The sequence below is a fragment of the Pseudoalteromonas sp. QJM3NY_12 genome, from assembly GCF_056173165.1.
Window position 1 is genome coordinate 116,468 of record NZ_JBWBUF010000002.1, and the last position, 23,167, is coordinate 139,634.

Sequence of the window (23,167 nt, forward strand, 5' to 3'; positions counted from 1 at the left end):
TTGAATCCCCATTTACTCCTTATTGATGCGCTTAATTTAATTAGGCGCATTTATGCTATTGATGCAAACCAAAGCCATCATAGCGACGAACACATGTTAAAAGCATGCTGTGCCCGAGTTGCACATGCATGCAAAAAGCTTTTAACCACCACCAATGCAACCCATGCAATAGCCGTTTTTGATGGTGACAAAAGCTGGCGTTACCACTTTTATAAAGACTACAAACATTCGCGTGCTCCTATGCCAGAGACCTTAAAAAACGCGTTACCTCTTTTTAAAGCGGCCATTGAAGAAACCGGTATTGTGGTATTTGAACCGACTAACGATGAAGCCGACGATATTATTGCGACTTTAGCGCATAAAGCCGCTAATAATCAGATAAACAACACCATTGTCTCTACGGATAAAGGATTTTTACCTCATTTGAATGAGCATATTGAAGTATACGATTACTTTAAAAAGCAGCACCTGAATAAAGAACATATTAAAGAGCGCTTTGCTGTCGCTCAACATAAACTCATCGACTTTTGGGCACTCGCAGGCGATAAAACCAATGACATTCCGGGTGTGAAAGGTATTGGTGTTAAATCTGCGCAGCAATTGGTTAATCAATATAGCTCTATTGAAGAAGCGTTAAAGGATGAATCGTTAAACGCGCGGTTACAAAAAAAGCTGAATGAAGATATGGATATGTTTATTATTTCTAAGCAATTGGTGAGTTTGCGTACAGATATCCATTTAGGCTTTAGTTTAAAGCAGTTAAGGCTTAATTAGTCGCAAGTTAATAGCACTGCACTTTAGCAGTACGTATACTAGTAATAGGTGTTTTGATCTGGGTTAGCAATGTTTAAAAAGTTTTTTAGGTATTTAATATTAGGATTAGGTTTATATGCACTAATAGCCACGACGGTTATTATGTTTTATAAAGACGATCCACAAGCTATGATTTGGCAAGATAGAGAAGCTTTTAATAAACGCTATATAGAGAAATTGCGCTTGGAAGATACCTTTACGCTAAATGATGTGCTTGAATACTTAGGTAGCCCAGATTTAACCTATGCTAAACGTGATGGCGAGCAAGTATGGCAAGTAATTTTTTATCGCACCCAACATAAAACCTCTGACGGCATCACCACCATGGATGAATGTACTGGGTTGCTATTTAAAAATGGCCAACTAATAATGTGGGGCCCAAGTGCTTATGAAAAATACCTTGAGCATAATGACGGGAAAACTTAATGGAAGCTCCACTGTCGGGTAAACTAAAAAAGCTACTCGAAAGCACACAATTGCTTTTAAGCTCCCATAACAACAAAAGTCAGTGGCATACCTTTTACCCTCTTGTGTGTAAACTATCAGAGCAATACGCAGCGTTATACAAACAAAACCCAGCGGCCTTGCAAACTCAGTTAAATCTATATAAAACACAGTATAGTTACGCAACCAATTTAGTCGTTAATCAGTGTGTATTAACCTGTGCTTTATGTAGTAGCCAAAACTACGACAACGATTTAACCGAGCTTTATATTAGTGCTTCACTGGTTGAGCACCTTTGTGTTGCTAAGCAATTAAATAAGCTAGCTCAACAGCAAGCGTTTAACGAAGCCGATAAAAAAATATGGTCGTTACGTCATAAGCTTGCTGCCAAAGTACTATTAACGGCTAAGCAACCTGCACATAAAATTGCCCATATTTTGGCTAAACTCAGCAAATACAAACATGCATTATTAGAGACACCTAAAATTATGCTTTATGACGGTGCTAGTGTGGTGGTTGCTTTAGCAAATATACTAGCGCTTAACGTTACTTGTAATACAAAGCAACAGCACATAAATTTTTATAAAGCGGTCGCTGATTTATATATAAGAACCCCTAACTCATTTGCACAAGCGTTATTAAAAGCGTTAGTCGCTCATATAGGACAATATATACCAGGCAGCCAAGTTGTTTATGCCGACCAAGCTATGGTTTATTTAGCCACTGATACACAAGGCCGACATATTATAGTTAATAACGCCAATACTAAGATGGCATGGTATCGTATAAAAGCGTCCTTAGTGGATGACTCAAAAGCATGGGAATGCAACGATAATCGCTTATTTTTAAAAATATGGGACAGTGAACATCTTAATATCACGCATAATAATCAATCTGCACAAACGCCTTTGTATCAGTTAGTAAAACAAATAAAAACGCAAAAAGAATACAGTTTTAAAGCTTTAAACACCTTACTTACTCCCTACCCTGATGTTGTAAAGTCAGTGTGTTTAGCAGTAAAGCACTACAATAAAGAGCGATTAGCCGCTAAAGATTTAAGGCACAGCTTATCTATGGTGGGTTACGATAAAGCACCCGCTATTATTCAAGGGGTCGTGTTTGAACAATTAGTAAATAGCATTGCTCATCCTCTACATGCCTTTTTATACACCCGTATTAGCTGTTTAGTAAATATATTAGAGCTATTAGTTAAACATAATCCTAGCGTTCAAAGTGAGCGTATTAGCTTAAGCTTATATGCCTATTTATATTATGTACTGATACATTACAGCCCTGATGTTTCAAGAAAAATCATCATAGATCAAACACCGAATAAATCTCTCGATACACCGTTTAGTACATTTTTTGGTATAAACAACATAGATGCCACTCATTTACACAACGAGTTTAACGAATTACTTAGTGGCGATCCTTGGGCATCGGCTTTATTAAAAGCTGAGCAGCTCCCTAAAAAGCAGCTTGATGATGCTAGTCAATTATGGGCAGCATTAAAAGTTGTGGCGCAGCGTATATTAAAACCCAACCAGCCATTAACAGCGTGGCAACAACAAACATTGAATCAACAACTTCGTCGCCATGGCTGGCAAACTGAGGTAGATTTTAATCAATCACTGCTGCGCTTAGGGTTACACAATAGTATTTAGCTGACTTATTATCACTATAACTTAAAGTTATACCCTGTATTCATACTATAAACTGGCAAAATGAGTGATATATTGGTATAAATGCCGGCTTAAATTTAGCACCCCTGTCATATAAGTAGTCTAGACTCTGAAAGTGTTTATTATTTATATGTGTATCCAAATCTTTAAAGGAAAAGTTCATGGCCAAACAAACCATAACAGTGATCAAAGGCGACGGCATCGGCCCAAGCATTATCGACTCAGCACTTGAAATACTAAAAGCCGCAGGATGCGATTTTGATTATGAATTTGTTGACGCTGGCCTAGCTGCGCTTGAAAAAACAGGCGAGTTGCTTCCACAAGAAACAATTGACACAATTGCTAAGAATAAAATTACCTTAAAAGGTCCATTAACCACGCCTGTGGGCGAAGGTTTTACATCAATCAACGTAACACTTCGTAAGCAATTTGGTTTATACGCTAATGTACGCCCGGTTAAATCGTTTGCCGGTACCAAAGCACGTTACGACGATATTGATATCATCACTATTCGTGAAAACACACAAGGCATGTATTCAGGTGCAGGCCAAGTTGTATCAGAAGATGGGACTGAAGCTGAAGCAAAATCAGTGATCACTCGCGAAGGCGCAGAAAAAATTGTTACATTCGCATACGAACTTGCTGTGCGTGAAGGCCGTAAAAAAGTGACCGCTGTACATAAAGCAAATATTTTAAAATCAACCTCTGGGTTATTCTTAAAAGTAGCGCGCGAAGTAGCTGAGCGTTACCCAGAAATTGAATCAACTGAAATGATTGTTGATGCAACATGTATGAAGCTTGTAATGACCCCTGAAGAGTTTGACGTTGTCGTTACAACTAACTTATTCGGCGATATCTTATCTGACTTATGTGCGGGCTTAGTTGGCGGTTTAGGCATGGCGCCTGGTGCAAACATTGGCGAAGATGCTGCTATTTTTGAAGCTGTTCACGGTAGTGCGCCGGATATTGCTGGTAAAAACCTTGCGAACCCAACGTCAGTAATTTTAGCCTCTATTCAAATGCTAGAGCATTTAAACATGGGCGATACAGCTGAGCGTATACGTAGTGCTGTTGCTGATGTAATTAAATCAGGCGACCGTACTACTCGTGATCTAGGCGGCAGCCACGGCACTACTGATTTCACACAATCAGTAATTGACCGTCTGTAATTAATACTGTTAGATTAATAAGCCAGCATTAGCTGGCTTTTTTTATGTCTAAGAAATACCGTATTTATGCGTTTTAACCACCTTCCTCAAGCCCAACCACAACAGAAATCTGCATAATATCTGCTAATAAGTAAGAAAAACTCACAAAAAATAGACTAATAGATTAAAATGAATTAAAAAATGAAATTTTAATCTAAAAATGCAGTTTTTGGTTGACATAAGTACTCAAAAGCCTTAAAAATAACCACATACAAAAATTGTAATTTAAACAGCATTTTATTTTAAGAGCAAAACATCATGAATACACAATTTCGCCTTTTAGTCTTACTCGTACTGGTCTTAGTGATAAGCCCAGCGGGGATGTATTAAAAGGTGAAAAATGCTTTTTAAAACCCTCGCACTACGCGGGGGTTTTTTTTTGCATATAATCAACAGAGGAATGAGGATGAGTAGACAAGAATATAATGGCTCTGAATTGGTTGTTAAGTCATTAAAAGAGCTAAAGGTAAAGTATATATTTGGTTACCCCGGTGGCTCAGTATTAGATTTATACGACGCACTTTTTCAGCAAGATGATATTGAGCACATTTTAGTACGCCATGAACAAGCGGCTACACACATGGCCGATGGCTTCGCAAGAGCAACCGGTGAAGTGGGTGTTGTACTTGCTACATCCGGACCTGGTGCAACAAACTGTGTAACAGGCATAGCAACTGCGTATATGGATTCAATTCCTATGGTAGTATTATCAGGTCAAGTGCCAACAAATCTTATTGGCGATGACGCGTTTCAAGAAACCGATATTGTTGGTTGCTCTCGCCCTATTGTAAAGCATAGCTTTAATTGTAGAAGTGCTAGTGAAATTCCCAATATACTTGCCAAAGCTTTTTATATTGCCAGCACAGGACGCCCTGGTCCTGTTGTAGTAGAGCTTCCTAAAGACATGCTTAATCCAGAACTAACTTTTGCTTACAACTTTCCAGCGGCAACTGAGCTCAGAACCTATAATCCAAATACAAAGGGTCATTCTAAACAAATTCGTAAAGCTGTTACTGCTATTTTAGAAGCGAAGAAACTGGTTATCTACTCGGGTGGCGGTATTGTGCTTTCAAACACCTCAGAGCAACTAACTCATTTAGTCGAGTCACTTAACGCCCCTATTACCAACACGCTTATGGGACTAGGTGGTATATCGGGCATTCACCCTAACTTTATTGGTATGTTAGGTATGCACGGTACATTAGAAGCAAATAAAGCCATGGCCAATGCCGATGTTATTTTGGCGCTTGGCGCACGATTCGATGATCGGGTTACTAATAACGTTCAAAAATTCTGCCATAATGCCACTATTGTACATGTAGATGTCGATCCAACCTCTATTTCTAAAACTATTAAATCTCATATTCCTGTTGTTGGCTGTTTGGCAACGGTACTTGAGCAATTACAAACTGCCATAGATAACAGTCCAATTAAAATTGATCGCAGTGCACAAGAAGATTGGTGGCGACAAGTGATCAGCTGGCGTGAACAAAAATGCCTTAGTTACAACAGCGATGGTGACAAAATTAAACCTCAAGCAGTTATCGAGGCAATATATGAAGCCACTAACGGAGATGCTTATGTTAGCTCTGATGTTGGCCAACACCAAATGTTTGCGGCGCAGTATTACCCATTTAAACACCCTCGTCAGTGGATCAATTCAGGTGGCCTAGGGACTATGGGTTTTGGATTACCTGCGGCAATGGGCGTTAAACTGGCTTTTCCTGAAAAAGAGTCTTTATGTGTAACTGGCGACGGCTCTATTCAAATGAACATCCAAGAGCTATCAACCTGTTTACAGTATAACTTAGCAGTAAAGGTGATCTCCTTAAATAACCGCTCACTGGGTATGGTCAGACAATGGCAAGACATGATTTATGGTGGCAGACACTCTTCATCGTATATGGAGTCTTTACCTGATTTTGTAAAGCTTGTTGAAAGTTATGGCCATGTAGGGATCAGAGTAAACACCCTTGATGAATTACAACCTGCGATAGACAAAGCAATGTCGATCACTGATAAATTAGTATTTTTAGATATTTTAGTAGACGAAAAAGAACATGTTTACCCGATGCAAATTAAGCATGGTGGCATAGACGAGATGTGGTTAAGAAAAGGAGTGAAAGCATAATGCGTCGTATATTATCTATATTATTAGAGAATGAACCCGGTGCGTTATCACGTATAGTGGGGCTTTTTTCTCAACGAGCATACAATATTGATAGCTTAACGGTGGGCACTACAGATGATGAGTCTCTTTCTCGTATTACGGTAACCACTAAAGGCGATGACAGAATTGTTGAGCAAATAACGAAGCAAGTAAACAAACTGGTCGATGTACTTAAAGTTATTGATTTAACTGAAATGAGTCACATAGAGCGCGAACTTCTGTTAGTAAAAGTCTTTGCCAAAGATGAAGCGACTCGTGCGGCAGTTACCCGCGTTGTTGATGTATTTCAGGGGGCTATTTTAGATATGGGCCGCCAAAGTTACAGCCTTCAATTAGTAAGCAGCACCGATAAAATAGAATCGTTTTTGGATACCTTACGCCACGAAACCGACATTATAGAAGTAGTTCGCTCAGGTGCGGTCGGCATTGGGCGGGGAGATAAAGCACTTAAAGCTAAATAAGCGTTAAATTTAGTACAAAAAAAAGGGCTAAATAGCCCTTTTTTTATTCATAAATCCCAAATTATGGATTTACTTGATCTTTAAGACCTTTACCTGGTTTAAAACTTGGGATAGTCGCAGCTGAAATTTGGATTTCTGCACCCGTTTGTGGATTACGACCTGTGCGAGCAGCACGTTCTTTAACTGAAAAAGTACCAAAACCAACTAACGCAACAGAGTTACCTTCTTTTAATGAAGAAGTTACAGCGCCTGTAAATGCCTCAAGTGCACGTGCTGCGGCTGCTTTAGAGATTTCTGCGTCAGTAGAGATTTTTTCAACTAGTTGAGCTTTGTTCATTATTAGATTCCTATTCGTTATTATTTTGCCTTTGCAAATCCTATCTTTATGCATTTTCGAAGAGTTAGCAACAGCAAATTACGTTTTTTATCTAAAATACTAAAAAATTAGTAAAAATAAATAAATTAGCTGTAAAATACAGAGAGTTGGGTTAACAAAAGCTTAATTTAGGCACACTATTAGTGCAGTTTTGCACTTTAATGGCTCACTGTACCTTTTCTATCACTAATGTTACTTCGCCGACTTCAACACCAAACTTGACGATAGAAGTACGATTTATTAAACGCGTACTTGTTACTAGGTACATCCAATCGTCAAAGTTTACTTCCAATGTGCTGCCATCGTAAGGGATCTCAACATTGTAATTCCAGTGAAACACACTGCCGTCACTCTCACCGGTAGCTATTCCTAAAACATCAGAGGCTGTTCCTGTTAATGTGTTATGGTCGTTCAAGGTAATTTTCCAGATGCGTTTTTGTGTCTCACCATCATCGTAAATAAAGTCTTCTTCAATAGTGCCCTGATTACCGTTCCAAGTAGCCTTTAAGTCAACAACAAGCTTGCGGGTTAATTCACCTTTAAAATCTTGTACAACGCCATAGGCTTTTAAGTCGCCACTGAAAAAAGTCTTAAAATCGAAATTTGGCTCTGAACCCTTATAATGTTCAACACTTGGGGCTGAACAGCTGACAATAAAAAAACTAACAGCCAATACCATGGCAACTTTAACGCGTTTTAGGTTAATCATATTAAATCCCTAGTAGTTGATTTCTAATTGTTGGTTCTGACGTGTTTTCACTTAACCAGATAGCTAAGAAATCCTCAGCAAATGTGGCATCGTTAATACGACCTATTTGGTTCTCATTGTGAAAAAAAGTACTGTACCCTTGCTGATCAGTCAGTAGAGTTAACGATTCACCTTTTTTAATATTTGGCCATATGGATAGTAACTTATCTGCATAGCGCTCTGAAAGTTGGGGTTTACCTAAGTGCTGCCACTGTTCATTAGTCGCTTTCACAATGTCTTTAGCGTCAAAGTCACGCAAATAAGTTAAGGTGAATTTAACAGGAGCTTGCTTTGCTGTGTAAGTGCCAGAAGGTGTGTAAAGTGTTGCATCATAAACATCCCAAAAAAGATACTCCATCCGCGCTTCACCTACCTTGTTAAATTGGGTATCAGCGTAAGCAAAAGGGCTAAATAAAACATGAACCATGAGTATATTTAGAAGCGTTTTCATCCTTATCTCCAAGCAGTATTGTGTTATTGCTTAACAAACTCGCCTATTTTACCGTTTATAAATAAAATAAGGGTGAATGTTGCAGCCCATAAAGCACCGTAAAGTGGCCAAAATTGCCACAGTGGCATTCCTAACTCTAATACCTCAAATCGCGAGCCGGCCCAATAACTGCCTGGCGCGAATAACAAACACACACAAAATGCTTGCCACAGTTTAAGCTTAGTTAGAAACGACATTGAAGTGTTAATACACAGCACTAGTGCAATCCATAAAAACACCAGCCAAAATGGAAACGGATCAACTTTAAACTCAAATAACCCTAGCTGAACCGCAATAAATTCACACAATAGAGCCAATGGCAGGGCTTTTAAAACCAGTAAAGCGTCTTGTTTTTTTTGTGCTGATAAGTAAAACATCAACGCTATGACTACAGCAGAAAAAACTAATGAGCTCTGTTCAAGTAGCAGGCACATAAACCACACTACCTGAAACAGCACAAAGTTAATAAGCGAGTGCAATCTCATCATTACTACTCGTGAAACGGGGTTTGCGTGCCATTAAATGCACGGTACTAGTTGCTCGGGTTCTGAATGCCCCCTCACAATAGGCGAGGTAAAATAGCCATAAGCGATAGAAACGGTCATCAAACTTATTGCTATCAAGCTTTGGCCAGCTGGCAATAAAACGCTCACGCCAATCTGCAAGAGTGCGGGCATAGTGAGCACCAATATCATTGATAGTGTGTATATTCATATCGGTGTTATTTTTAATTTGTTCACTCATTTCATTAAGCGAAGGCAAACACCCACCAGGGAAGATATACTGTTGTATAAAGTCTGAATTTTTTAAGTAATGTTGATAACGCTGATCGCTAATCGTAATTGCTTGAATAAGCATAGCACCGTTATCCTTCAATAACTCACCGCACTTAGTGAAGAAGCTGGGTAAGTATTCATGCCCAACGGCTTCTATCATCTCAATTGAGACTAACTTATCGTATTTGCCAGTCAATAAGCGATAATCTTGCTTGAGCAAAGTAATTTTGCTTTCAAGACCAAGATCTTTAACCTTATTAGCAACATAGTCGTGTTGTTCGTCAGAAATAGTTGTGGTCGTTACATGACAGTCGTAATGAGTTGCAGCATAAATTGCAAACGCCCCCCACCCTGTACCAATTTCAATAACCGTATCACCTTTTTGAAGCTCAACCTGTTCGCATATACGTTGTAGTTTGTATTGCTGGGCTTGCTCTAAGGTAGCATCTTTAGTTGGATATACTGCACTCGAATAAAGCATTTCTTTGCTTAAAAAAGACTCGTATAAATCATTTCCTAAGTCATAGTGAGCAACAATATTCTTTTTTGAACCAGCGTGTGAGTTTTTGTTTTTTATGTGGTTTATACGGTGAGCGATATTGCTAAAAAACGCGAATTTCTTTTCAAATGCATCTAATTGATCTTGGTTAATCGCAAAAATTTCGATTAGGCGAGTTAAATTGTCACATTGCCACTGCCCTAAAATGTAAGACTCGCCCGCCCCCACACTTCCAGAAAGAGCAAACGCTTTGTACATGGCATTATCGTTAACGGTTACCGTTACTTTTAGCTCTGAAGACACATCCCCAAATACAGACTGTTGATTGTTCTCAACTAGCACTATCTGACCCGTTTCAATTGACGAGAACGCTTTAAACACTAACTTTTTATAAAAATTAGTAAACCAACTAGTGCGTTCCTGAACGCGTAAGCTCGATACCTTTTCCATATACTTACCTATATTATTGTTATTACTTGTAAAACAACATAAATTAAATTTTAAAGTTTGCCTGAGTGACCTAAAAATGGGACTTTTTTAACAAACAACTTAAATGCCTGATAGTAAATACCTCTGAAAATAGACCATGTCATCGCTGGAAAGCGCTTCAACAGCTTGCTCATTTGTTTATTGCACAATGGTTGGCGCTGTAACCTTAATGAAGCATCAAAAAGTAGTTCTTCATCGCGCTTATTTTCTATACGTATCAGTATATTGTCTTTCTTTTGTCGCACAGTCCAATGATAGTTCATATCCAAATTCATAAAAGGTGATACGGAAAATACTTTCTTAAAGTTCACTTTTTTTTGTAATGGAACCAAGTAGTAATGTCGCTCATTCCATGGAGTATTACTCACCTCAGCCACCATGTAACTAAATTCATTATCTTGATGACCAAAAAAATAAAAGTTAACTGGACTAAAATAAATACCCAAACAGCGTAATTGTCCTAGCAGGTATACATGACTAAATTTTTCATCTACGCCCAGCTGGGATAGCTGCGCATGAGCACGCTCTATAATTGGCTGATGTTGGCTATCTGGTAACCCTTGTAAATAATCAGATTGCTCAAACTTTAATGCTTTAAAACCTGAAGTCCCAAGCTGCTTATGGACGCCATTGAGCGAGTGAGTATTATTTAAATCAACCCACAGCATATAAAGTGGGTAATTAAACGCATGGTGTTTTACAGCAAAACGGCGATGCTTTACATCGCCTAAATACACTGCATTAGTCAAACTCTACTCCAAGTTGTTTTGCAACATCGACGGCACTGCGCACACCATCCTCATGAAAGCCGTTATACCAATAAGCCCCACAAAAATAAGTATTGTTTTGACCGTCAACCGTATTTTTCAGCTGTTGAGCAGCAATAGATTGTTGATTAAACACAGGATGGTGATAAGTAAACTCACGTAAAATCTTACTTTGATTGATCCCTTCTAAGTGGTTTAAAGTGACACAAAACTGGGTATCAGACTCTATCCCTTGCAGTATATTCATTTGATAAGTAACAACAGCGGCTTTGTCGGTATTATTATTTAGTAAATAATTCCAGCTCGCCCACGCTGCTTTCCTATCTGGTAATAATGATACATCAGTATGCAGTACCACCGAGTTTTCAGTGTATGGGATAGCGCCCAACACCTTATTTTCTTGCTCGCAGGCATCACCGAGTAATGCTAACGCTTGATCTGAGTGACACGCAAAAATAACTTTATCAAACAGGGCTTGCTGACCATCAGCAAATGTAATGGTGGCTCCTTGCTCGTCTCTGGTTACCGATTTAATGTCAGTGTTTAACTGTATTTTATCAGCAAAACCAGCAATCAACGGTTTAATGTATTCACGAGAGCCACCTGGAATGACATACCATTGCGGGCGGTTAGTAATGTCTAATAAACCATGGTTAAAAAAGAATTTTACAAAAAACTCTACGCCCACGTTTTCCATTTCTTTAATGCTTGTCGACCAAATAGCCGCACCCATTGGCAAAATGTAGTGGTATTTAAAGAAGTCATTAAAGCGATGTTGTTGTAGCAACTCACCAAGTGATTGCTCAGTGTATTGGCCTTTTTGATACAAGGCCTTACAGAGTTTGTTAAAACGCACAATATCGTACAATAGACGCCAAAACTTAGGTCTAACTATATTTCTGCGCTGAGCAAACAAACTAGTGAATGTATGCCCATTGTACTCAAAACCTGTGGCTTCATTATGAACGCTAAAGCTCATTTGGGTCGGTTTACGTTTTACACCAATACGTTCAAGCAGCTTTTCAAAGTAAGGGTATGTTCTATCGTTAAATACGATAAAACCGGTATCAACTGCGTAGTTAATACCGCTGTGATTTACATCAACTGTGGCAGTATGGCCACCAATATAATCATTCTTTTCAAATAGTGTGACATCATAATGCCTATGCAATAGGTGTCCGCAAGTTAAACCTGATACACCAGTCCCAATTATTGCTATTTTTTTCAACGGGTTAATCCTTTTGCAATTTTAAGCCAAAGCGAAAGTGGCAATATTCGCAGTGCTTTTAATATAAGTGTGAAACGATACGGAAAATGGACTTCTTTACGACGTTTTTTTACGCCTTTGATTATATAGTCAGCCGCTTTTTCAGCACTAACAGCCATAGGCATAGGGAAATCATTTTTGTCTGTAAGCGGTGTTTTTACAAAACCAGGATGGACTAGTGTTACATCAACGTCGTTTAAATCAACCGCAAGGGTTTTAGCTAAATAGCTTACACCCGCTTTTGATGCGCCATACGCTTCTGAACGCGGTAATGGTAAATAAGTAACACTCGAACTAACCATCACTAATTGGCCGCCTGATGTTATTTTGGGTAAAAGTGCTTCTAAGCAATACCCCATAGAAAGTAAGTTAACATTAATAACACGCTCAAAGAGGGCGCTATCAAAATTGCGTGCATCATCAACATACTCGCAATTACCGGCGTTAAGAATAACGCGGTCAAATTGCGGGTAGCCGAGAGTGGCAGCTTTTATATCTTGCAAGTTGGTTGCATCAAACTGGCAGGTTTCTATGTTGTTATGCTTGGCAAGTTCAGCGAGCTTTTGCGTATTTCGTCCACACGCAATGACTGTGTCACCTTGCTCTGCATACTTTATCGCGAGTTGTTCACCTATGCCTGATGTTGCACCTGTAATAAGCGTAATCATAATTAACCAGCCCTTTTATCAATAAAATTAATAATGTTGCCCAGTAATGGAATATGCTTATACAAAAGCTCTCCAGCATTAAAGTAATCGCGGTGTTTAATAATTTTCGCACCTTCAAATACTAGTTTACTGTGCCCTTGCACTGAAATTGTATTGCCCGCGTTAAGTTTTGGGTGAGAATAATGCATTGTCCAGTATACAAATGCATTATTATCACTGGTAAATGAGTCGGTTATGTCAAATCGACAATACTTAACATTACTATATAAACCACAAAAATAACGTCTTAGATCTTCAAGACCATTAATTTCGTGCAGCGGATCTATAAAGTGAATGTTTTGAGCGTAAATTTCAGTTAATAACTCTAGGTTATTTTTATCAAGCTTTTGATATATTTCTACAAATTTATCGACTGATAATTGGTTATCCATATCACACCTTAAATGCAGCTAAAGCCCTCGCTCGTGCCGCTTTATGATCAACTATTGCTGGCCAGTAACAGTGTTCACTTTGTCCCGTTGCTGCTAAGTAAGTATGTGGGAAATGAATGTGTTTATCTGGCACTTTTTGTAATTCAGGCAGATATTTACGAATAAAATCACCATTTGGATCAAAGCGTTCACTTTGGGTAATGGGGTTGAATACTCTAAAGTAAGGTTGTGCGTCACAGCCGGTACTTGCAGCCCATTGCCAACCACCATTGTTTGAGGCTAAATCGCCATCAATCAGATGCTGCATAAAAAACTGCTCGCCTTTACGCCAGTCAATCAGTAGGTGCTTAGTTAAAAAACTCGCAACCACCATTCTTAAACGATTATGCATCCAGCCTGTTTGCAATAGCTGTTGCATGGCGGCATCAACAAGTGGATAGCCTGTACGGCCTTCGCACCATTGCTTAAACTCAGCGTCACTGTCACGCCAACTCACACTATCGTACTTTTCGTTAAAATTGGCACCACGTGAAAGTTTTGGGAATTCAGCAATTAGGTGTTTGTAAAATTCACGCCAGATCAGTTCGTTAACCCAGGTAAACGTTTTACTTTTTGAGGTGGTCAGTATATCGGGATAATGTTGTTGTATATTAACCATTAATTGTTTACTACTAACAACCCCTAGTGCTAAATAAGGGCTTAAGCCCGATGTTCCTTTTACACTGGGTATGTCTCGTACGTCATCATAGCTTGCTAATTTATCATGAATAAAGTTATCGACTACGGTTGATAGAGTATCATCATCAACGGGCCATTTTTTTGAGCTTTCATCGCCACAAAGTAACTCGCACGGTTCAATTTCTATCGGTTCTTCAGATAACGGCCACTGCACTAAACTAAAGTGTGTATCTTGATACTGCTTTAACCATGCGCGTTTAAACGGTGTAAATACTTTATACATTTCATTATTTTGCGTGCGTACACTACCTACGGGAGCAATGATATCACCCTCGTATAAAGTAAATGTTATTTGCTGTTGGTCGCACTGTGCCTGAATCGCTTTGTCCCTATTAAATTCATTTAGCTCATACTCAGTGTTGGCTATTATGTGTTTAATATCGTGTTGCTGACAAAAATCGAGAAGTTTAGTTTGGCAATCGGCAAAAAAAGGGGCGTCTATTACATGCAAATTTACGCCATATTTGGCAAGTTTTTCGCGAATATTACTCACCCTGCGTTTAAGTAAGTCAATTTGAATGGCAGCAGTATTATGCTGTGTCCATTGTTTTTCGCACACAAAAAAAATGGCGTGTTTAGCACCATTATTTAGCGCTTCAATAAGCGCCTCATTAGAAAAAAGGCGCAAATCGCGCCTAAACCAAAATAGTGTATTCATTACAAACCGTAACGTAGCTTAAGTTCATTGGGATAAGGGTTAAAGTAAATTTGCTTACTTAAATACTCATTTGGATGAACTTTCAAATGGTGTTTAAGTAATGTTAATGGTACATAAAGCGGAACCAACCCTTGGCGATACTCATCAATTGCATCTCGCATTTCTTCCTTTTCGATTTTTGATAAATCTTTTTTGAAGTATCCTTGTAAATGCATTAGCGTATTTGAATTATTTTTTCTTGAAGCAGGACGTTTAAGCGCTGTCATTAAGCCCAGAATATACTCGTCGGCCAAAGCATTAACATCGTCACCAACAAACGTTCCGAGTAGATTGCCTAAATCACGATACGCTTGATAATTATGAGCCATTAACAAATATTTGTATTGAGCATGGAACTGGGTCAAACGATGCACAGTAACGGGCTCTTTCACTAACTGTTGCCAGTTATGTAATGTATAAACACGCATTACAAAGTTCTCGCGCAAATGAACATCGTTTAAACGTCCATTTTCTTCGCAAGGCAGTAATGGGTTATGTTTCATAATTTGTTCAGCAAAGAAACCAACGCCTTCAGAAGTGTTACCGGTTCCTGCTTCATTGTAGATTTTTACCCGCTCCATGCCACAGCTTGGGCTCTTAGCACAAAAAACGAATCCGCTTAGATGCCCTGCTTGTTCTGTAGCTATTTTCTTACCATACTCTGTGAGCTGTGGGCCAACATCTCCCGTGCCATCCGGACGACACACTTTGATCGTATCGCCTGTTTTTACTTGACGAATAGTTGGTCGAGGTATTGGTAAACCTACCGCAACCTCTGGGCAATACATTTTATATTCAACATGCTTGGCCAGCTCTTCCATACAAAAATTTGATTTTTTATGGCCACTGTCAAATCTTACCTTTTCGCCTGCCAAGCAGGCGCTAATACCTATTTTTATTGTATCTGTTTGCATAGATTCTCTTAATAAATCAAGCCACCAATTGGATTAAGTAACTTGCTAAGTCCTTTATTGAAATGTAGCGCACTACTAACAACAGTAAAGCACAAACATCCCTCTTTTGTTAGGGGGGTGTGTTGATGACGGCCATCTTGCCAAATAAAGTCACCAGGAACATAACTGCCCTCTTCGTCTGTAAATTCACCATCAAGCAGTAAAGTAACCTCAAAACCGGTATGTGTGTGCTCCGGAATTTCTCCACCAGCATCTATATGTAACAAGCTTGAACGTAAATGGCCATCATCAAGGGCAATTCGAGAACGCGCAAGCTTACCTACTTGGGTAAATTTACCATGCGAGATCCGTGTTAAAGCTCTCGGCAAGCTGTAATTATGCTCATTAACATTAATACTAACTGGTTCAACAGAATATACTTCATCAATCGAGTCATCGGCCGTGATCATATCAAGTAAACTTGGTTCAATTACATCATCGGCTTGATCGGCTTGCTCATCAGTTGCCACATCCATATTGTCACTAAAAACTGCTCGCGCATTAGCCGCTTCAAGTTTTTCAACTTTAGCTTGGCACACTGGGCACATATCAACATGTATTGATACGGCAAGGCTAAGCGATGCTGGAAGTGTTGCTGCACAGTATTGTGTCAGTAGTGTTTCACTCGGGTGATGTTTAATCATGCTGATCTCCCATTTCATTACGTAATTTCTGCAAGGCTAAACGTAATCGTGATTTTACCGTGCCTACTGGAATGTTTAATTGTTGAGCTAACTGCTCTTGCGACATATCTTGAAAATAAACGCCGCGCACCACTTCTCTTTGCGCTTGAGGCAGTTTATCTAAATAACGTTTAATTTGTTGGTCTTCAAGGTGGTCGCTGTATTCATGGTGTGTATCTTCAGATTCATTCAATAACGGCCAAATGTCTTCGCTAATATTTTCTTCTTTGTTACTTTTCATTTTACGAAGCATGTCAAAAGAGGCGTTACGCATTACGGTATAGACCCAAGTAGTAGCTGCACCCTTTTCACTATTGTATAAGTGGGCTTTACGCCATACGGAAGTGAGGGTTTCTTGAACTAATTCCATTGCTTGGGCTTCTACACCAAACTGCTTTATGCCGAAGCGCTTAATCTTAGGTGCAAAATATTCAAACAAGTACGCGAATGATTTTTTATCGCGAGATTGAGCTACATTAACTAATGCTTCCCTGAGTTCCGTACTTGGTGTTTCTGGCATGGCAGTGTACTTACCTGTGTTAGGTTCACAACTTAGTGATTGTTGTTGACTTACCATAGTAAAATGTCCCGTTATTGCTTTAGTGAATACCATTACGAGCAATGGTTACAAGCGGATCATAATTATTTTAGGCAAATTCGTTATTAATCACAGTATGGAGGAAACTAAGCAAGTTATCAAAGTTAGTCTCAAATGCAAGTTGTTGTTTTTTCTCTATAGAAATGGGAAGTAATTCAAGCCATCGTGCAACAATCCACGTGAGTTTATTAAACTTGGTGGTTTTGTAAAGCGATTGCAAATCGGGGTTATTCGCAAAAACGTCTTCTAGTGCTACCTGTAAAAGTTGGTGTTGACCAATTTCGTGGTTGTCTTTGTTGTACCAATAAGGTGTGTTGCAAGCGGATACATCACCATGGCGAAGTTCCTGCTCATCTTGATACACGTTATCTATTTGCACACTCTTAGATGCAAATACATCAATTAATAGCATACCACTTTCGTCTTGATCAAAGTCAATAACATCCATTAAACAGCCTTGGGCGCTTATGTTTAACGGGGTGTCATGCTCAAAGGTACATAAAACAAAACCGCTATTGGTTTTTAATGCGTTTTTTACCATCGTTAAATAACGAGGCTCAAATATACGTAATCGCGTATAGCCTTCAGGTAATATAAATATAGGTAATGGGAAAATCGCACGTTTCATAAAGTCTACTTCTTTCAAACACTCTGCCTTTATTTACGTGCGCTTTATTCAAGTCGATCAGCTTTAGTTACATCGATTGCTCTACAGTGCAAATGCATCCGCTAATTAAACCTCATTCCCACATTTTTTATCATGTAAACCAAGTAATAAACACTCAGTATACTTGCCACAGGTGCCAACATTAAGGCTAATAATTCGAACTCACTGTTCATTACTCATATTCCCTTTTTATTGCTTTGGTTGTGCTTTAACTACACGTTGTTTTTCGTCCATGTTGCTATTATCAACCACAGGATTACTTTCAAGTAAGCTGTCAAGAATAACCTGTGCATCAAAAGAAACGGCTTCTTTTACTGACTTTTCAAGTTCATTGCTTGCCTGTGACACATAAGTAGACACAGTGTTAGTTAGCATATCTGTAATATTTAAATCGACTTCTGTAGCGTTAACGTTGGTTGAGCCTAATACAAGTAAGCTTGCGATTGTGATGTTGATTGAAGTATTCATAATAGTAATCCTTGTTTGTTTATTGGTTAGTACGCTTAGTTACAATCAAGGGCTATGCCACAATGGAAAAACTTTGTAAGTCATTGTTTTAAAATTAAATAAATAAATTTAAAAGAAATCCATAAAATCTAGATTAGTAATTTTGACCAATGAATTTAAAAATAAAACCAAATAATAGTGTGTTTGTTAATGTTCAGTAAATTAATGACTTTATTTCGTATTTGAAAATTTCAGCGTACACCTGTACACTAAAAATCATTCGCAAAGTGGTAGGATCTGTTATGTCTGTTGAAGCTCCCTATTCTAAAAAAGAAGAGCTGTTAAATGTTATTAGTCATGCCTTAGGCATTGTATTTGCTGCTTTTGTTTTTTGGGATTTAGTTAAACAAACTAATAGTGCGAAAAGCTATGCAAGTACTTTGATATATGGCAGTAGCTTGTTTATTTTATTCTTATCTTCAACACTTTATCACGCCAGTGTGCGCCCTAGGTTGAGAGCGTTTTACAAAAAATGTGATCATTGCGCCATCTATTTACTGATTGCAGGCACCTACACGCCCTTTTTGTTGCTGTCATTATCTGGGCTCTGGTCGTGGGCTACCTTAATCTTTATTTGGGCAGTAGCGTTTGCAGGCATCGCTTATAAGCTATTGGTTAAAAATGGCAATAAAAAAGTTTCACTGGCTACTTATTTATTAATGGGATGGTTTGCATTAGCCATTGTGTATCCGCTTTATTTAAACGTGCCTATCAATGCACTTTATTGGCTATTAGCTGGAGGCTTATTTTATAGTGTAGGTACTATTTTTTACAGTGCAAAAAGCACTCAATATAGCCATGCTATTTGGCATCTTTTTGTTATTGGTGGATGTGTTAGCCATTATATTTCGATCAGTAATTATGTATATTAGGCTGGTTAATTTCAAAAAATGTAACTTACAGCGATATACTTGTTTTTCGCTGCAGAAGTAGTACTTAAACTGATTATTAGAAAGTTTCTAAATGGTGCATCCGTAGGTTGTACCAATGTTCAAAATGATGGTTTAGACCATTTTTGTTTTTTTCGCTTTAAATATCTTAAAGTAACAGCAAGTAAAAGCCCGTGGTCAAGTGTTTACTAATTTCGTGCTAAAAAAGTGGCAGTGAGTTTAGCTACCCCTAATAACTTAATTATTTTTCAAAGCGCCGCTATTACGAGGTATTTTAAGCACCAAACCCCTACCAATTATGACCCCTACTTACATACCAACCGGCAAAATTTCTAGTAATTCAACGAATTTAAAAGACCCCATACATAAGCAAGTTTGGTATTAAATTTTTAATAACCACTTAAACTTCACACATTTTATTGTCTCAATCATATTGTTGTCATAACAACGACATAGGGTAATAGTCTATTTTGTTGCAATTTGTATTAAAAGTGCTTCCAATATCACCAAAGTTAAGGATAAAAAATGATAAAACAATATAAATTATTCTCGATACTAATCATGTTATTAATTCCTTTTTATGGCTTAGCAAATCAAATAGCCTGTGAGATTCATAAGAAAGAATTTACGCTTATAAATTGGAATGCATGGGAAATGGGACAGAAAAATAATTATCCATTTTTACAAGTTAGGGAGCAGCTGCTTTCTTATAAGCCTGATATTGTTGCTTTACAAGAAGTTAAGCGCTGTGGCTCTGGTTTTTATCATCTATTACGCCCTAATATTGATTTTGATATACAAAAAATGTGGTGTGCAGAAAATAAGGCATACCCAGGACGTGGAGAAGGCTCTGCTGGTAGCTATGGAATTGGGTTAGCGAGCAAATTCAAAACACTCTCTGATAAAATAATTAGAGAGATACACGGCCGAACTGTTTTAGGGGCAAAGTACTTAATTAATGACAAACCTGTATGGATTTGGTCTGCACATACCGCATTTGTAACAAGTCCCACTGATACAACAAGACTCAGTGATTTTGAAACAATTGCAGAGCTTATTAATCACCATGTTTCTGACTCTGCTCCTGTTATATTGGTCGGTGATTTTAATGCTGATAGAGATAATCCATGGGGGAATACCGATCCAGAGCGCGGCGAAATGCAGGTGTTTTTTGACCAGGGCTTTATTGATTTATGGCGGGAGAAATACCCAAACATTGATGATAGACCGGGTCATACATATTACGATAAAAGCCGGATTGATTATATATTGGCTCGAGATTTGCCGCTGGATTGGCATATTAAAAAATTAAAAGTACTAGATAATATTTGGTGTGATATTGGAATGGATAATCAAGGGAGAACGATAGGCTGCGGCACTGACACACGAGTAGATCATAGCCCCATTTTGATTAAGATAGCGACGGAAATATAATAAGCATTAAGATTAATATTAGCCTTGTATCGATGCTAATAGTCGTCAATATGAAACAGCTACTAAATCGTCAAGTAAATAACGGTTACTGCATAGTCTTGATTTTAATCCGGAGGCAGGCCTAGTGGATTGATATTTTACTCAAACCAAGTCAGCCTTTATACGAGTTTGAAGTACCACCAAAGTTTATGAGGCTGTAAAGTTACACAAAGTATGAATCGTCGTGGAAACTCTTAGGATAATGCGCCAATGAAGTGGTTTTTTAGAAGCCTAAAACTCAGTGCATGCAAAGGTTGGGTATGCAAACCGAGAAGTCCACTATTATTTTTCCGGGGATTACCCTTACAAACCTATATTTTTGCTTGCACGCCTTTACGTACTTTTGAAAATTCATACCTTAAGCTCTTGTGTACTTATTACGTTAATCAATAAAGGTATATTGCCAATGATAAAAAGTACGAAAGTAAAATACATTGCTTTAGTAACCGCACTCTTACTTACTGGCTGTAACGACTCTTCTACTAAAAAAGTTGCTGAACCACTACAGAGCTTACAGTCTTTTGCAAGTATGAGGCTGTGACAGAAAAGAGTTGGGATAAAAGAGGCATTCAAAATCAAAGCGAATGAAAAATACTTCATTGTGGTTTTAAACAGCATGAAGCCATTAGGCGGCCGGTTTAATCATCATTAAAAGACATCGAAAATGATATTGTTGATTTAATTAGAAGCAAGTTCGGCGATGATGAACCCTAACAAGTGCAAACACTCGGAAAAATTTTACCTTACGTTCCAAATTTTCTGGTGTTGCGAGCGTCACTAATGTCTGCTCTTGGCACTTTTACGAAGTTAAACTTTGAGTGAACTATAGTCATTCAGGTGAATCGTAATCAGCTTGGCAAGAGGACTCTTTATTCTTTTTTGCATGTTTAAATAAGCTACAGTAAACATGCTATTAAAGATGGCAATAGCTTACACTATTTGCTATTAATATAAGTTCACAAAATAAGGACGTTTTCGCGCTAAAATAGGGAAGTGTCCCCTGATAAAGCTGCTATACGCTTAATCTAGTTTGGTTGTGATTCACTATTGGGAGTAAACTTTGAATAAAGGGATTTTATTATTTCTACTCACCGTATTTTGTACCATTAATTCTGCGAACTCCACAGAAACAACTTGGAAAACCCAAGGTTATGGTTACGTTTTTCATACTGTGGACAATAAAACCACAGCCTTTGATTTAACAACTAAGCATTGTTTGGAAAACCACCTTATCACCGATGAGTTTGAACAAATTTCGTTCATTGAAGAAACACAAAAAGTGAATAAAGAGACTCTCTTGCTTAACTTTGGTGGTTTATTTCCGTTAAAACTAACAAAATTAGATAGCTTACCTGCTCAATGCCAATCAAAAAAAATTGTTAGTATAAAAGACAAAAACTATGAATTTAATGCCAGTATTGTTCTTGACGTTCTAATGAATAATTTTGAAGAACATTATGCATTTTCAAAAGATAAAAATATTAATTGGGTTGAGCAGAGAAAATTTTGGCAAAAGAAAATAACCTCAAAAACTACTCAGAATGACCTGTTAAGTATCATAGATGACTTTCTTAAAGAGTTACGCGACGGTCATGCTATATTACTAAATAAAAAACTTGATAGGCTTTCACATTACCCACCAAGGAAGTGGTCATTTTGGGATGAATTAAAAGCGCACTCTGTAACCCCCCCTGAATACTCAACTTACTGGGAGTTACATACAGAATTGATTGAAAAGTCTCAGAAAAACATTAATAATTACATTGATAAAAACTATTCCACTCTTCAATATTACGAAAATTTTACCTTCGCAAAAACACTTCAAAATGTTGCCTATTTAAAAATAAGTAACTTTGATGGTTTCTCAAATAATGATGTCAAAGCAACAGAAGAGGTTATGGAGCTATTTACGCCTATCATCAAACAGACCAAAGGTTTAATTATTGACTTACGTTTTAGTATGGGTGGAAGTGACTTAGTGGCATTTTCTATTTTATCTTACTTAGTAGATTCAGAATTAACCTTGGGGGGAAAACAGTTCAAAATATCGACAGGCTACAGTGAACTTCAACAAATTGTTGTCACTCCGTCAAAAATTGATAATTACACTGGGAGCATTGTTGTTTTAACTAGTCAAAAAACACCTAGTGCGGCTGAGGTATTTCTTTTAGGTCTACAAGCAAGAGGGGACGTTACTTTTATTGGCGAAAGAAGCTACGGGGCTTTTAGCGATGCGTTAACAAAAGCTTTGCCTAATGGTTGGGGAATTACATTATCAAATGAAAGGTATCTTAATTATCATGGGGAAAATTATGAAAGCATTGGATTGCCTATAGATCATGAATTTGTATTTCTTAATGTGAACAATATTGAAAGCGGAATAGATGTTCAGCTTGACGAAGCTATAAAAATTTTAAGATAGCTTTATTCGGCGTATAACAAGGCATTACCAGTGTCTGCTATAGGCACCCAGTCGATAGTCGATATAGAGTGACTTAACTTACAGTACAAATCAGTTATTTATATCGCTAACGGGTAAATTGGTTTGTTTCTGGTAAATTCATTATTTTTGTTGGATGGCGTTGCTCCGCCACTTGTCCAACCTACATTAAAAGGTAGATTGATTAAGCCGAAGGCGCCACCCAACAGAGTTTCAGATACACGCCTTTAAA

24 protein-coding genes are annotated in these 23,167 nt (G+C 38.0%); 9 read left to right on the top strand and 15 right to left on the bottom strand.

Going from position 1 to position 23,167, the window contains the following annotated elements; all coding sequences use genetic code 11:
• The 6 genes from xni (at position 1) to ilvN (ending at position 6,778) form a co-directional block, all read left to right on the top strand.
• Complete coding sequence (gene xni, locus AC0VZ5_RS16390; RefSeq protein WP_475474983.1) at positions 1-774, top strand: flap endonuclease Xni; 774 nt, start codon at positions 1-3, stop codon at positions 772-774.
• A gap of 69 nt (positions 775-843) precedes the next feature.
• Positions 844-1,239, top strand: coding sequence for a DUF3192 domain-containing protein (locus AC0VZ5_RS16395; RefSeq protein ID WP_464712080.1), 396 nt, complete (start codon positions 844-846; stop codon positions 1,237-1,239).
• Positions 1,239-2,921 carry a hypothetical protein gene (locus tag AC0VZ5_RS16400; protein ID WP_475474984.1) on the top strand — a complete coding sequence of 561 codons (1,683 nt, stop codon included), beginning with the start codon at positions 1,239-1,241 and terminating at the stop codon, positions 2,919-2,921. Before AC0VZ5_RS16395 ends, AC0VZ5_RS16400 begins: the two co-directional genes overlap by 1 nt.
• Before the next feature lie 179 nt (positions 2,922-3,100).
• Positions 3,101-4,108, top strand: coding sequence for an isocitrate dehydrogenase (locus tag AC0VZ5_RS16405; protein WP_138607979.1), 1,008 nt, complete (start codon positions 3,101-3,103; stop codon positions 4,106-4,108).
• A gap of 445 nt (positions 4,109-4,553) precedes the next feature.
• Entirely contained in the window at positions 4,554-6,278 is a 1,725-nt protein-coding gene (locus AC0VZ5_RS16410) for an acetolactate synthase 3 large subunit (protein ID WP_475474985.1), read from the top strand.
• Positions 6,278-6,778 (top strand): acetolactate synthase small subunit, encoded by a 501-nt coding sequence (ilvN, locus tag AC0VZ5_RS16415; RefSeq protein ID WP_076921825.1) that lies wholly within the window; start codon positions 6,278-6,280, stop codon positions 6,776-6,778. The genes AC0VZ5_RS16410 and ilvN overlap by 1 nt, the downstream gene beginning before the upstream one ends.
• 61 nt (positions 6,779-6,839) lie before the next feature.
• On the opposite strand, the gene AC0VZ5_RS16420 is transcribed toward ilvN, so the two are convergent.
• The 15 genes from AC0VZ5_RS16420 to AC0VZ5_RS16490 all read right to left on the bottom strand — a co-directional run bounded on the left by AC0VZ5_RS16420 (position 6,840) and on the right by AC0VZ5_RS16490 (position 18,093).
• On the bottom strand, positions 6,840-7,115 hold the full coding sequence (locus AC0VZ5_RS16420) for an HU family DNA-binding protein (protein WP_138607972.1): 276 nt from the start codon (positions 7,113-7,115) through the stop codon (positions 6,840-6,842).
• A 205-nt stretch (positions 7,116-7,320) separates the two neighbouring features.
• The gene (locus AC0VZ5_RS16425; RefSeq protein WP_475474986.1) at positions 7,321-7,863 is read right to left on the bottom strand and encodes a DUF3833 domain-containing protein; all 543 of its coding nucleotides are present in this window, start codon (positions 7,861-7,863) and stop codon (positions 7,321-7,323) included.
• 1 nt (position 7,864) lies between these two features.
• Positions 7,865-8,353 carry a chalcone isomerase family protein gene (locus AC0VZ5_RS16430; protein ID WP_464712077.1) on the bottom strand — a complete coding sequence of 163 codons (489 nt, stop codon included), beginning with the start codon at positions 8,351-8,353 and terminating at the stop codon, positions 7,865-7,867.
• Between the two features lie 23 nt (positions 8,354-8,376).
• A complete protein-coding gene (locus tag AC0VZ5_RS16435) occupies positions 8,377-8,877 on the bottom strand; it encodes a DUF2878 domain-containing protein (protein WP_475475115.1) in 501 nt (166 codons plus the stop codon).
• On the bottom strand, positions 8,855-10,117 hold the full coding sequence (locus AC0VZ5_RS16440; protein WP_475474987.1) for a class I SAM-dependent methyltransferase: 1,263 nt from the start codon (positions 10,115-10,117) through the stop codon (positions 8,855-8,857). Before AC0VZ5_RS16440 ends, AC0VZ5_RS16435 begins: the two co-directional genes overlap by 23 nt.
• A 50-nt stretch (positions 10,118-10,167) precedes the next feature.
• Entirely contained in the window at positions 10,168-10,905 is a 738-nt protein-coding gene (locus AC0VZ5_RS16445) for a DUF1365 domain-containing protein (protein WP_290168061.1), read from the bottom strand.
• A complete protein-coding gene (locus tag AC0VZ5_RS16450; protein WP_475474988.1) occupies positions 10,898-12,151 on the bottom strand; it encodes an NAD(P)/FAD-dependent oxidoreductase in 1,254 nt (417 codons plus the stop codon). The genes AC0VZ5_RS16445 and AC0VZ5_RS16450 overlap by 8 nt, the downstream gene beginning before the upstream one ends.
• On the bottom strand, positions 12,148-12,858 hold the full coding sequence (locus AC0VZ5_RS16455) for an SDR family NAD(P)-dependent oxidoreductase (protein WP_075170210.1): 711 nt from the start codon (positions 12,856-12,858) through the stop codon (positions 12,148-12,150). The genes AC0VZ5_RS16450 and AC0VZ5_RS16455 overlap by 4 nt, the downstream gene beginning before the upstream one ends.
• A gap of 2 nt (positions 12,859-12,860) precedes the next feature.
• Positions 12,861-13,289, bottom strand: a complete 429-nt coding sequence (locus AC0VZ5_RS16460; protein ID WP_109874949.1) for a nuclear transport factor 2 family protein — start codon at positions 13,287-13,289, stop codon at positions 12,861-12,863.
• Position 13,290: 1 nt separating this feature from the next.
• The gene (gene phrB / locus AC0VZ5_RS16465; RefSeq protein ID WP_475474989.1) at positions 13,291-14,685 is read right to left on the bottom strand and encodes a deoxyribodipyrimidine photo-lyase; all 1,395 of its coding nucleotides are present in this window, start codon (positions 14,683-14,685) and stop codon (positions 13,291-13,293) included.
• Positions 14,685-15,638: a YbgA family protein gene (locus AC0VZ5_RS16470; RefSeq protein WP_036983978.1), complete on the bottom strand. Its 954-nt coding sequence runs from the start codon at positions 15,636-15,638 to the stop codon at positions 14,685-14,687. Before AC0VZ5_RS16470 ends, phrB begins: the two co-directional genes overlap by 1 nt.
• An 8-nt stretch (positions 15,639-15,646) precedes the next feature.
• On the bottom strand, positions 15,647-16,321 hold the full coding sequence (locus tag AC0VZ5_RS16475; protein WP_290168071.1) for a ChrR family anti-sigma-E factor: 675 nt from the start codon (positions 16,319-16,321) through the stop codon (positions 15,647-15,649).
• A complete protein-coding gene (locus AC0VZ5_RS16480) occupies positions 16,314-16,937 on the bottom strand; it encodes a sigma-70 family RNA polymerase sigma factor (protein ID WP_010388914.1) in 624 nt (207 codons plus the stop codon). Before AC0VZ5_RS16480 ends, AC0VZ5_RS16475 begins: the two co-directional genes overlap by 8 nt.
• A gap of 70 nt (positions 16,938-17,007) precedes the next feature.
• Complete coding sequence (locus AC0VZ5_RS16485; RefSeq protein WP_290168074.1) at positions 17,008-17,586, bottom strand: LON peptidase substrate-binding domain-containing protein; 579 nt, start codon at positions 17,584-17,586, stop codon at positions 17,008-17,010.
• Positions 17,587-17,814: 228 nt separating this feature from the next.
• On the bottom strand, positions 17,815-18,093 hold the full coding sequence (locus AC0VZ5_RS16490) for a hypothetical protein (RefSeq protein ID WP_054201634.1): 279 nt from the start codon (positions 18,091-18,093) through the stop codon (positions 17,815-17,817).
• Between the two features lie 281 nt (positions 18,094-18,374).
• On the opposite strand from AC0VZ5_RS16490, the gene trhA reads away from it, so the two are divergent.
• From trhA to AC0VZ5_RS16505, 3 genes are all read left to right on the top strand, one after another.
• Entirely contained in the window at positions 18,375-19,004 is a 630-nt protein-coding gene (gene trhA / locus AC0VZ5_RS16495; RefSeq protein WP_475474990.1) for a PAQR family membrane homeostasis protein TrhA, read from the top strand.
• Positions 19,005-19,547: 543 nt separating this feature from the next.
• Positions 19,548-20,456 carry an endonuclease/exonuclease/phosphatase family protein gene (locus AC0VZ5_RS16500; protein WP_475474991.1) on the top strand — a complete coding sequence of 303 codons (909 nt, stop codon included), beginning with the start codon at positions 19,548-19,550 and terminating at the stop codon, positions 20,454-20,456.
• Between the two features lie 1,099 nt (positions 20,457-21,555).
• Positions 21,556-22,917: a S41 family peptidase gene (locus tag AC0VZ5_RS16505; RefSeq protein ID WP_475474992.1), complete on the top strand. Its 1,362-nt coding sequence runs from the start codon at positions 21,556-21,558 to the stop codon at positions 22,915-22,917.
• Positions 22,918-23,167 lie beyond the last annotated feature (250 nt).

What these genes read in the sequence shown, in the direction of transcription:
- AC0VZ5_RS16395 (WP_464712080.1), top strand. Translation starts at nt 844, where the DNA reads ATGTTTAAAAAGTTTTTTAGGTATTTAATATTAGGATTAGGTTTATAT.
- AC0VZ5_RS16400 (WP_475474984.1), top strand. Translation starts at nt 1,239, where the DNA reads ATGGAAGCTCCACTGTCGGGTAAACTAAAAAAGCTACTCGAAAGCACA.
- AC0VZ5_RS16405 (WP_138607979.1), top strand. Translation starts at nt 3,101, where the DNA reads ATGGCCAAACAAACCATAACAGTGATCAAAGGCGACGGCATCGGCCCA.
- AC0VZ5_RS16410 (WP_475474985.1), top strand. Translation starts at nt 4,554, where the DNA reads ATGAGTAGACAAGAATATAATGGCTCTGAATTGGTTGTTAAGTCATTA.
- ilvN (WP_076921825.1), top strand. Translation starts at nt 6,278, where the DNA reads ATGCGTCGTATATTATCTATATTATTAGAGAATGAACCCGGTGCGTTA.
- AC0VZ5_RS16420 (WP_138607972.1), bottom strand. Translation starts at nt 7,115, where the DNA reads ATGAACAAAGCTCAACTAGTTGAAAAAATCTCTACTGACGCAGAAATC.
- AC0VZ5_RS16425 (WP_475474986.1), bottom strand. Translation starts at nt 7,863, where the DNA reads ATGATTAACCTAAAACGCGTTAAAGTTGCCATGGTATTGGCTGTTAGT.
- AC0VZ5_RS16430 (WP_464712077.1), bottom strand. Translation starts at nt 8,353, where the DNA reads ATGAAAACGCTTCTAAATATACTCATGGTTCATGTTTTATTTAGCCCT.
- AC0VZ5_RS16435 (WP_475475115.1), bottom strand. Translation starts at nt 8,877, where the DNA reads ATGAGATTGCACTCGCTTATTAACTTTGTGCTGTTTCAGGTAGTGTGG.
- AC0VZ5_RS16440 (WP_475474987.1), bottom strand. Translation starts at nt 10,117, where the DNA reads ATGGAAAAGGTATCGAGCTTACGCGTTCAGGAACGCACTAGTTGGTTT.
- AC0VZ5_RS16455 (WP_075170210.1), bottom strand. Translation starts at nt 12,858, where the DNA reads ATGATTACGCTTATTACAGGTGCAACATCAGGCATAGGTGAACAACTC.
- AC0VZ5_RS16460 (WP_109874949.1), bottom strand. Translation starts at nt 13,289, where the DNA reads ATGGATAACCAATTATCAGTCGATAAATTTGTAGAAATATATCAAAAG.
- phrB (WP_475474989.1), bottom strand. Translation starts at nt 14,685, where the DNA reads ATGAATACACTATTTTGGTTTAGGCGCGATTTGCGCCTTTTTTCTAAT.
- AC0VZ5_RS16470 (WP_036983978.1), bottom strand. Translation starts at nt 15,638, where the DNA reads ATGCAAACAGATACAATAAAAATAGGTATTAGCGCCTGCTTGGCAGGC.
- AC0VZ5_RS16475 (WP_290168071.1), bottom strand. Translation starts at nt 16,321, where the DNA reads ATGATTAAACATCACCCGAGTGAAACACTACTGACACAATACTGTGCA.
- AC0VZ5_RS16480 (WP_010388914.1), bottom strand. Translation starts at nt 16,937, where the DNA reads ATGGTAAGTCAACAACAATCACTAAGTTGTGAACCTAACACAGGTAAG.
- AC0VZ5_RS16485 (WP_290168074.1), bottom strand. Translation starts at nt 17,586, where the DNA reads ATGAAACGTGCGATTTTCCCATTACCTATATTTATATTACCTGAAGGC.
- AC0VZ5_RS16490 (WP_054201634.1), bottom strand. Translation starts at nt 18,093, where the DNA reads ATGAATACTTCAATCAACATCACAATCGCAAGCTTACTTGTATTAGGC.
- trhA (WP_475474990.1), top strand. Translation starts at nt 18,375, where the DNA reads ATGTCTGTTGAAGCTCCCTATTCTAAAAAAGAAGAGCTGTTAAATGTT.
- AC0VZ5_RS16500 (WP_475474991.1), top strand. Translation starts at nt 19,548, where the DNA reads ATGATAAAACAATATAAATTATTCTCGATACTAATCATGTTATTAATT.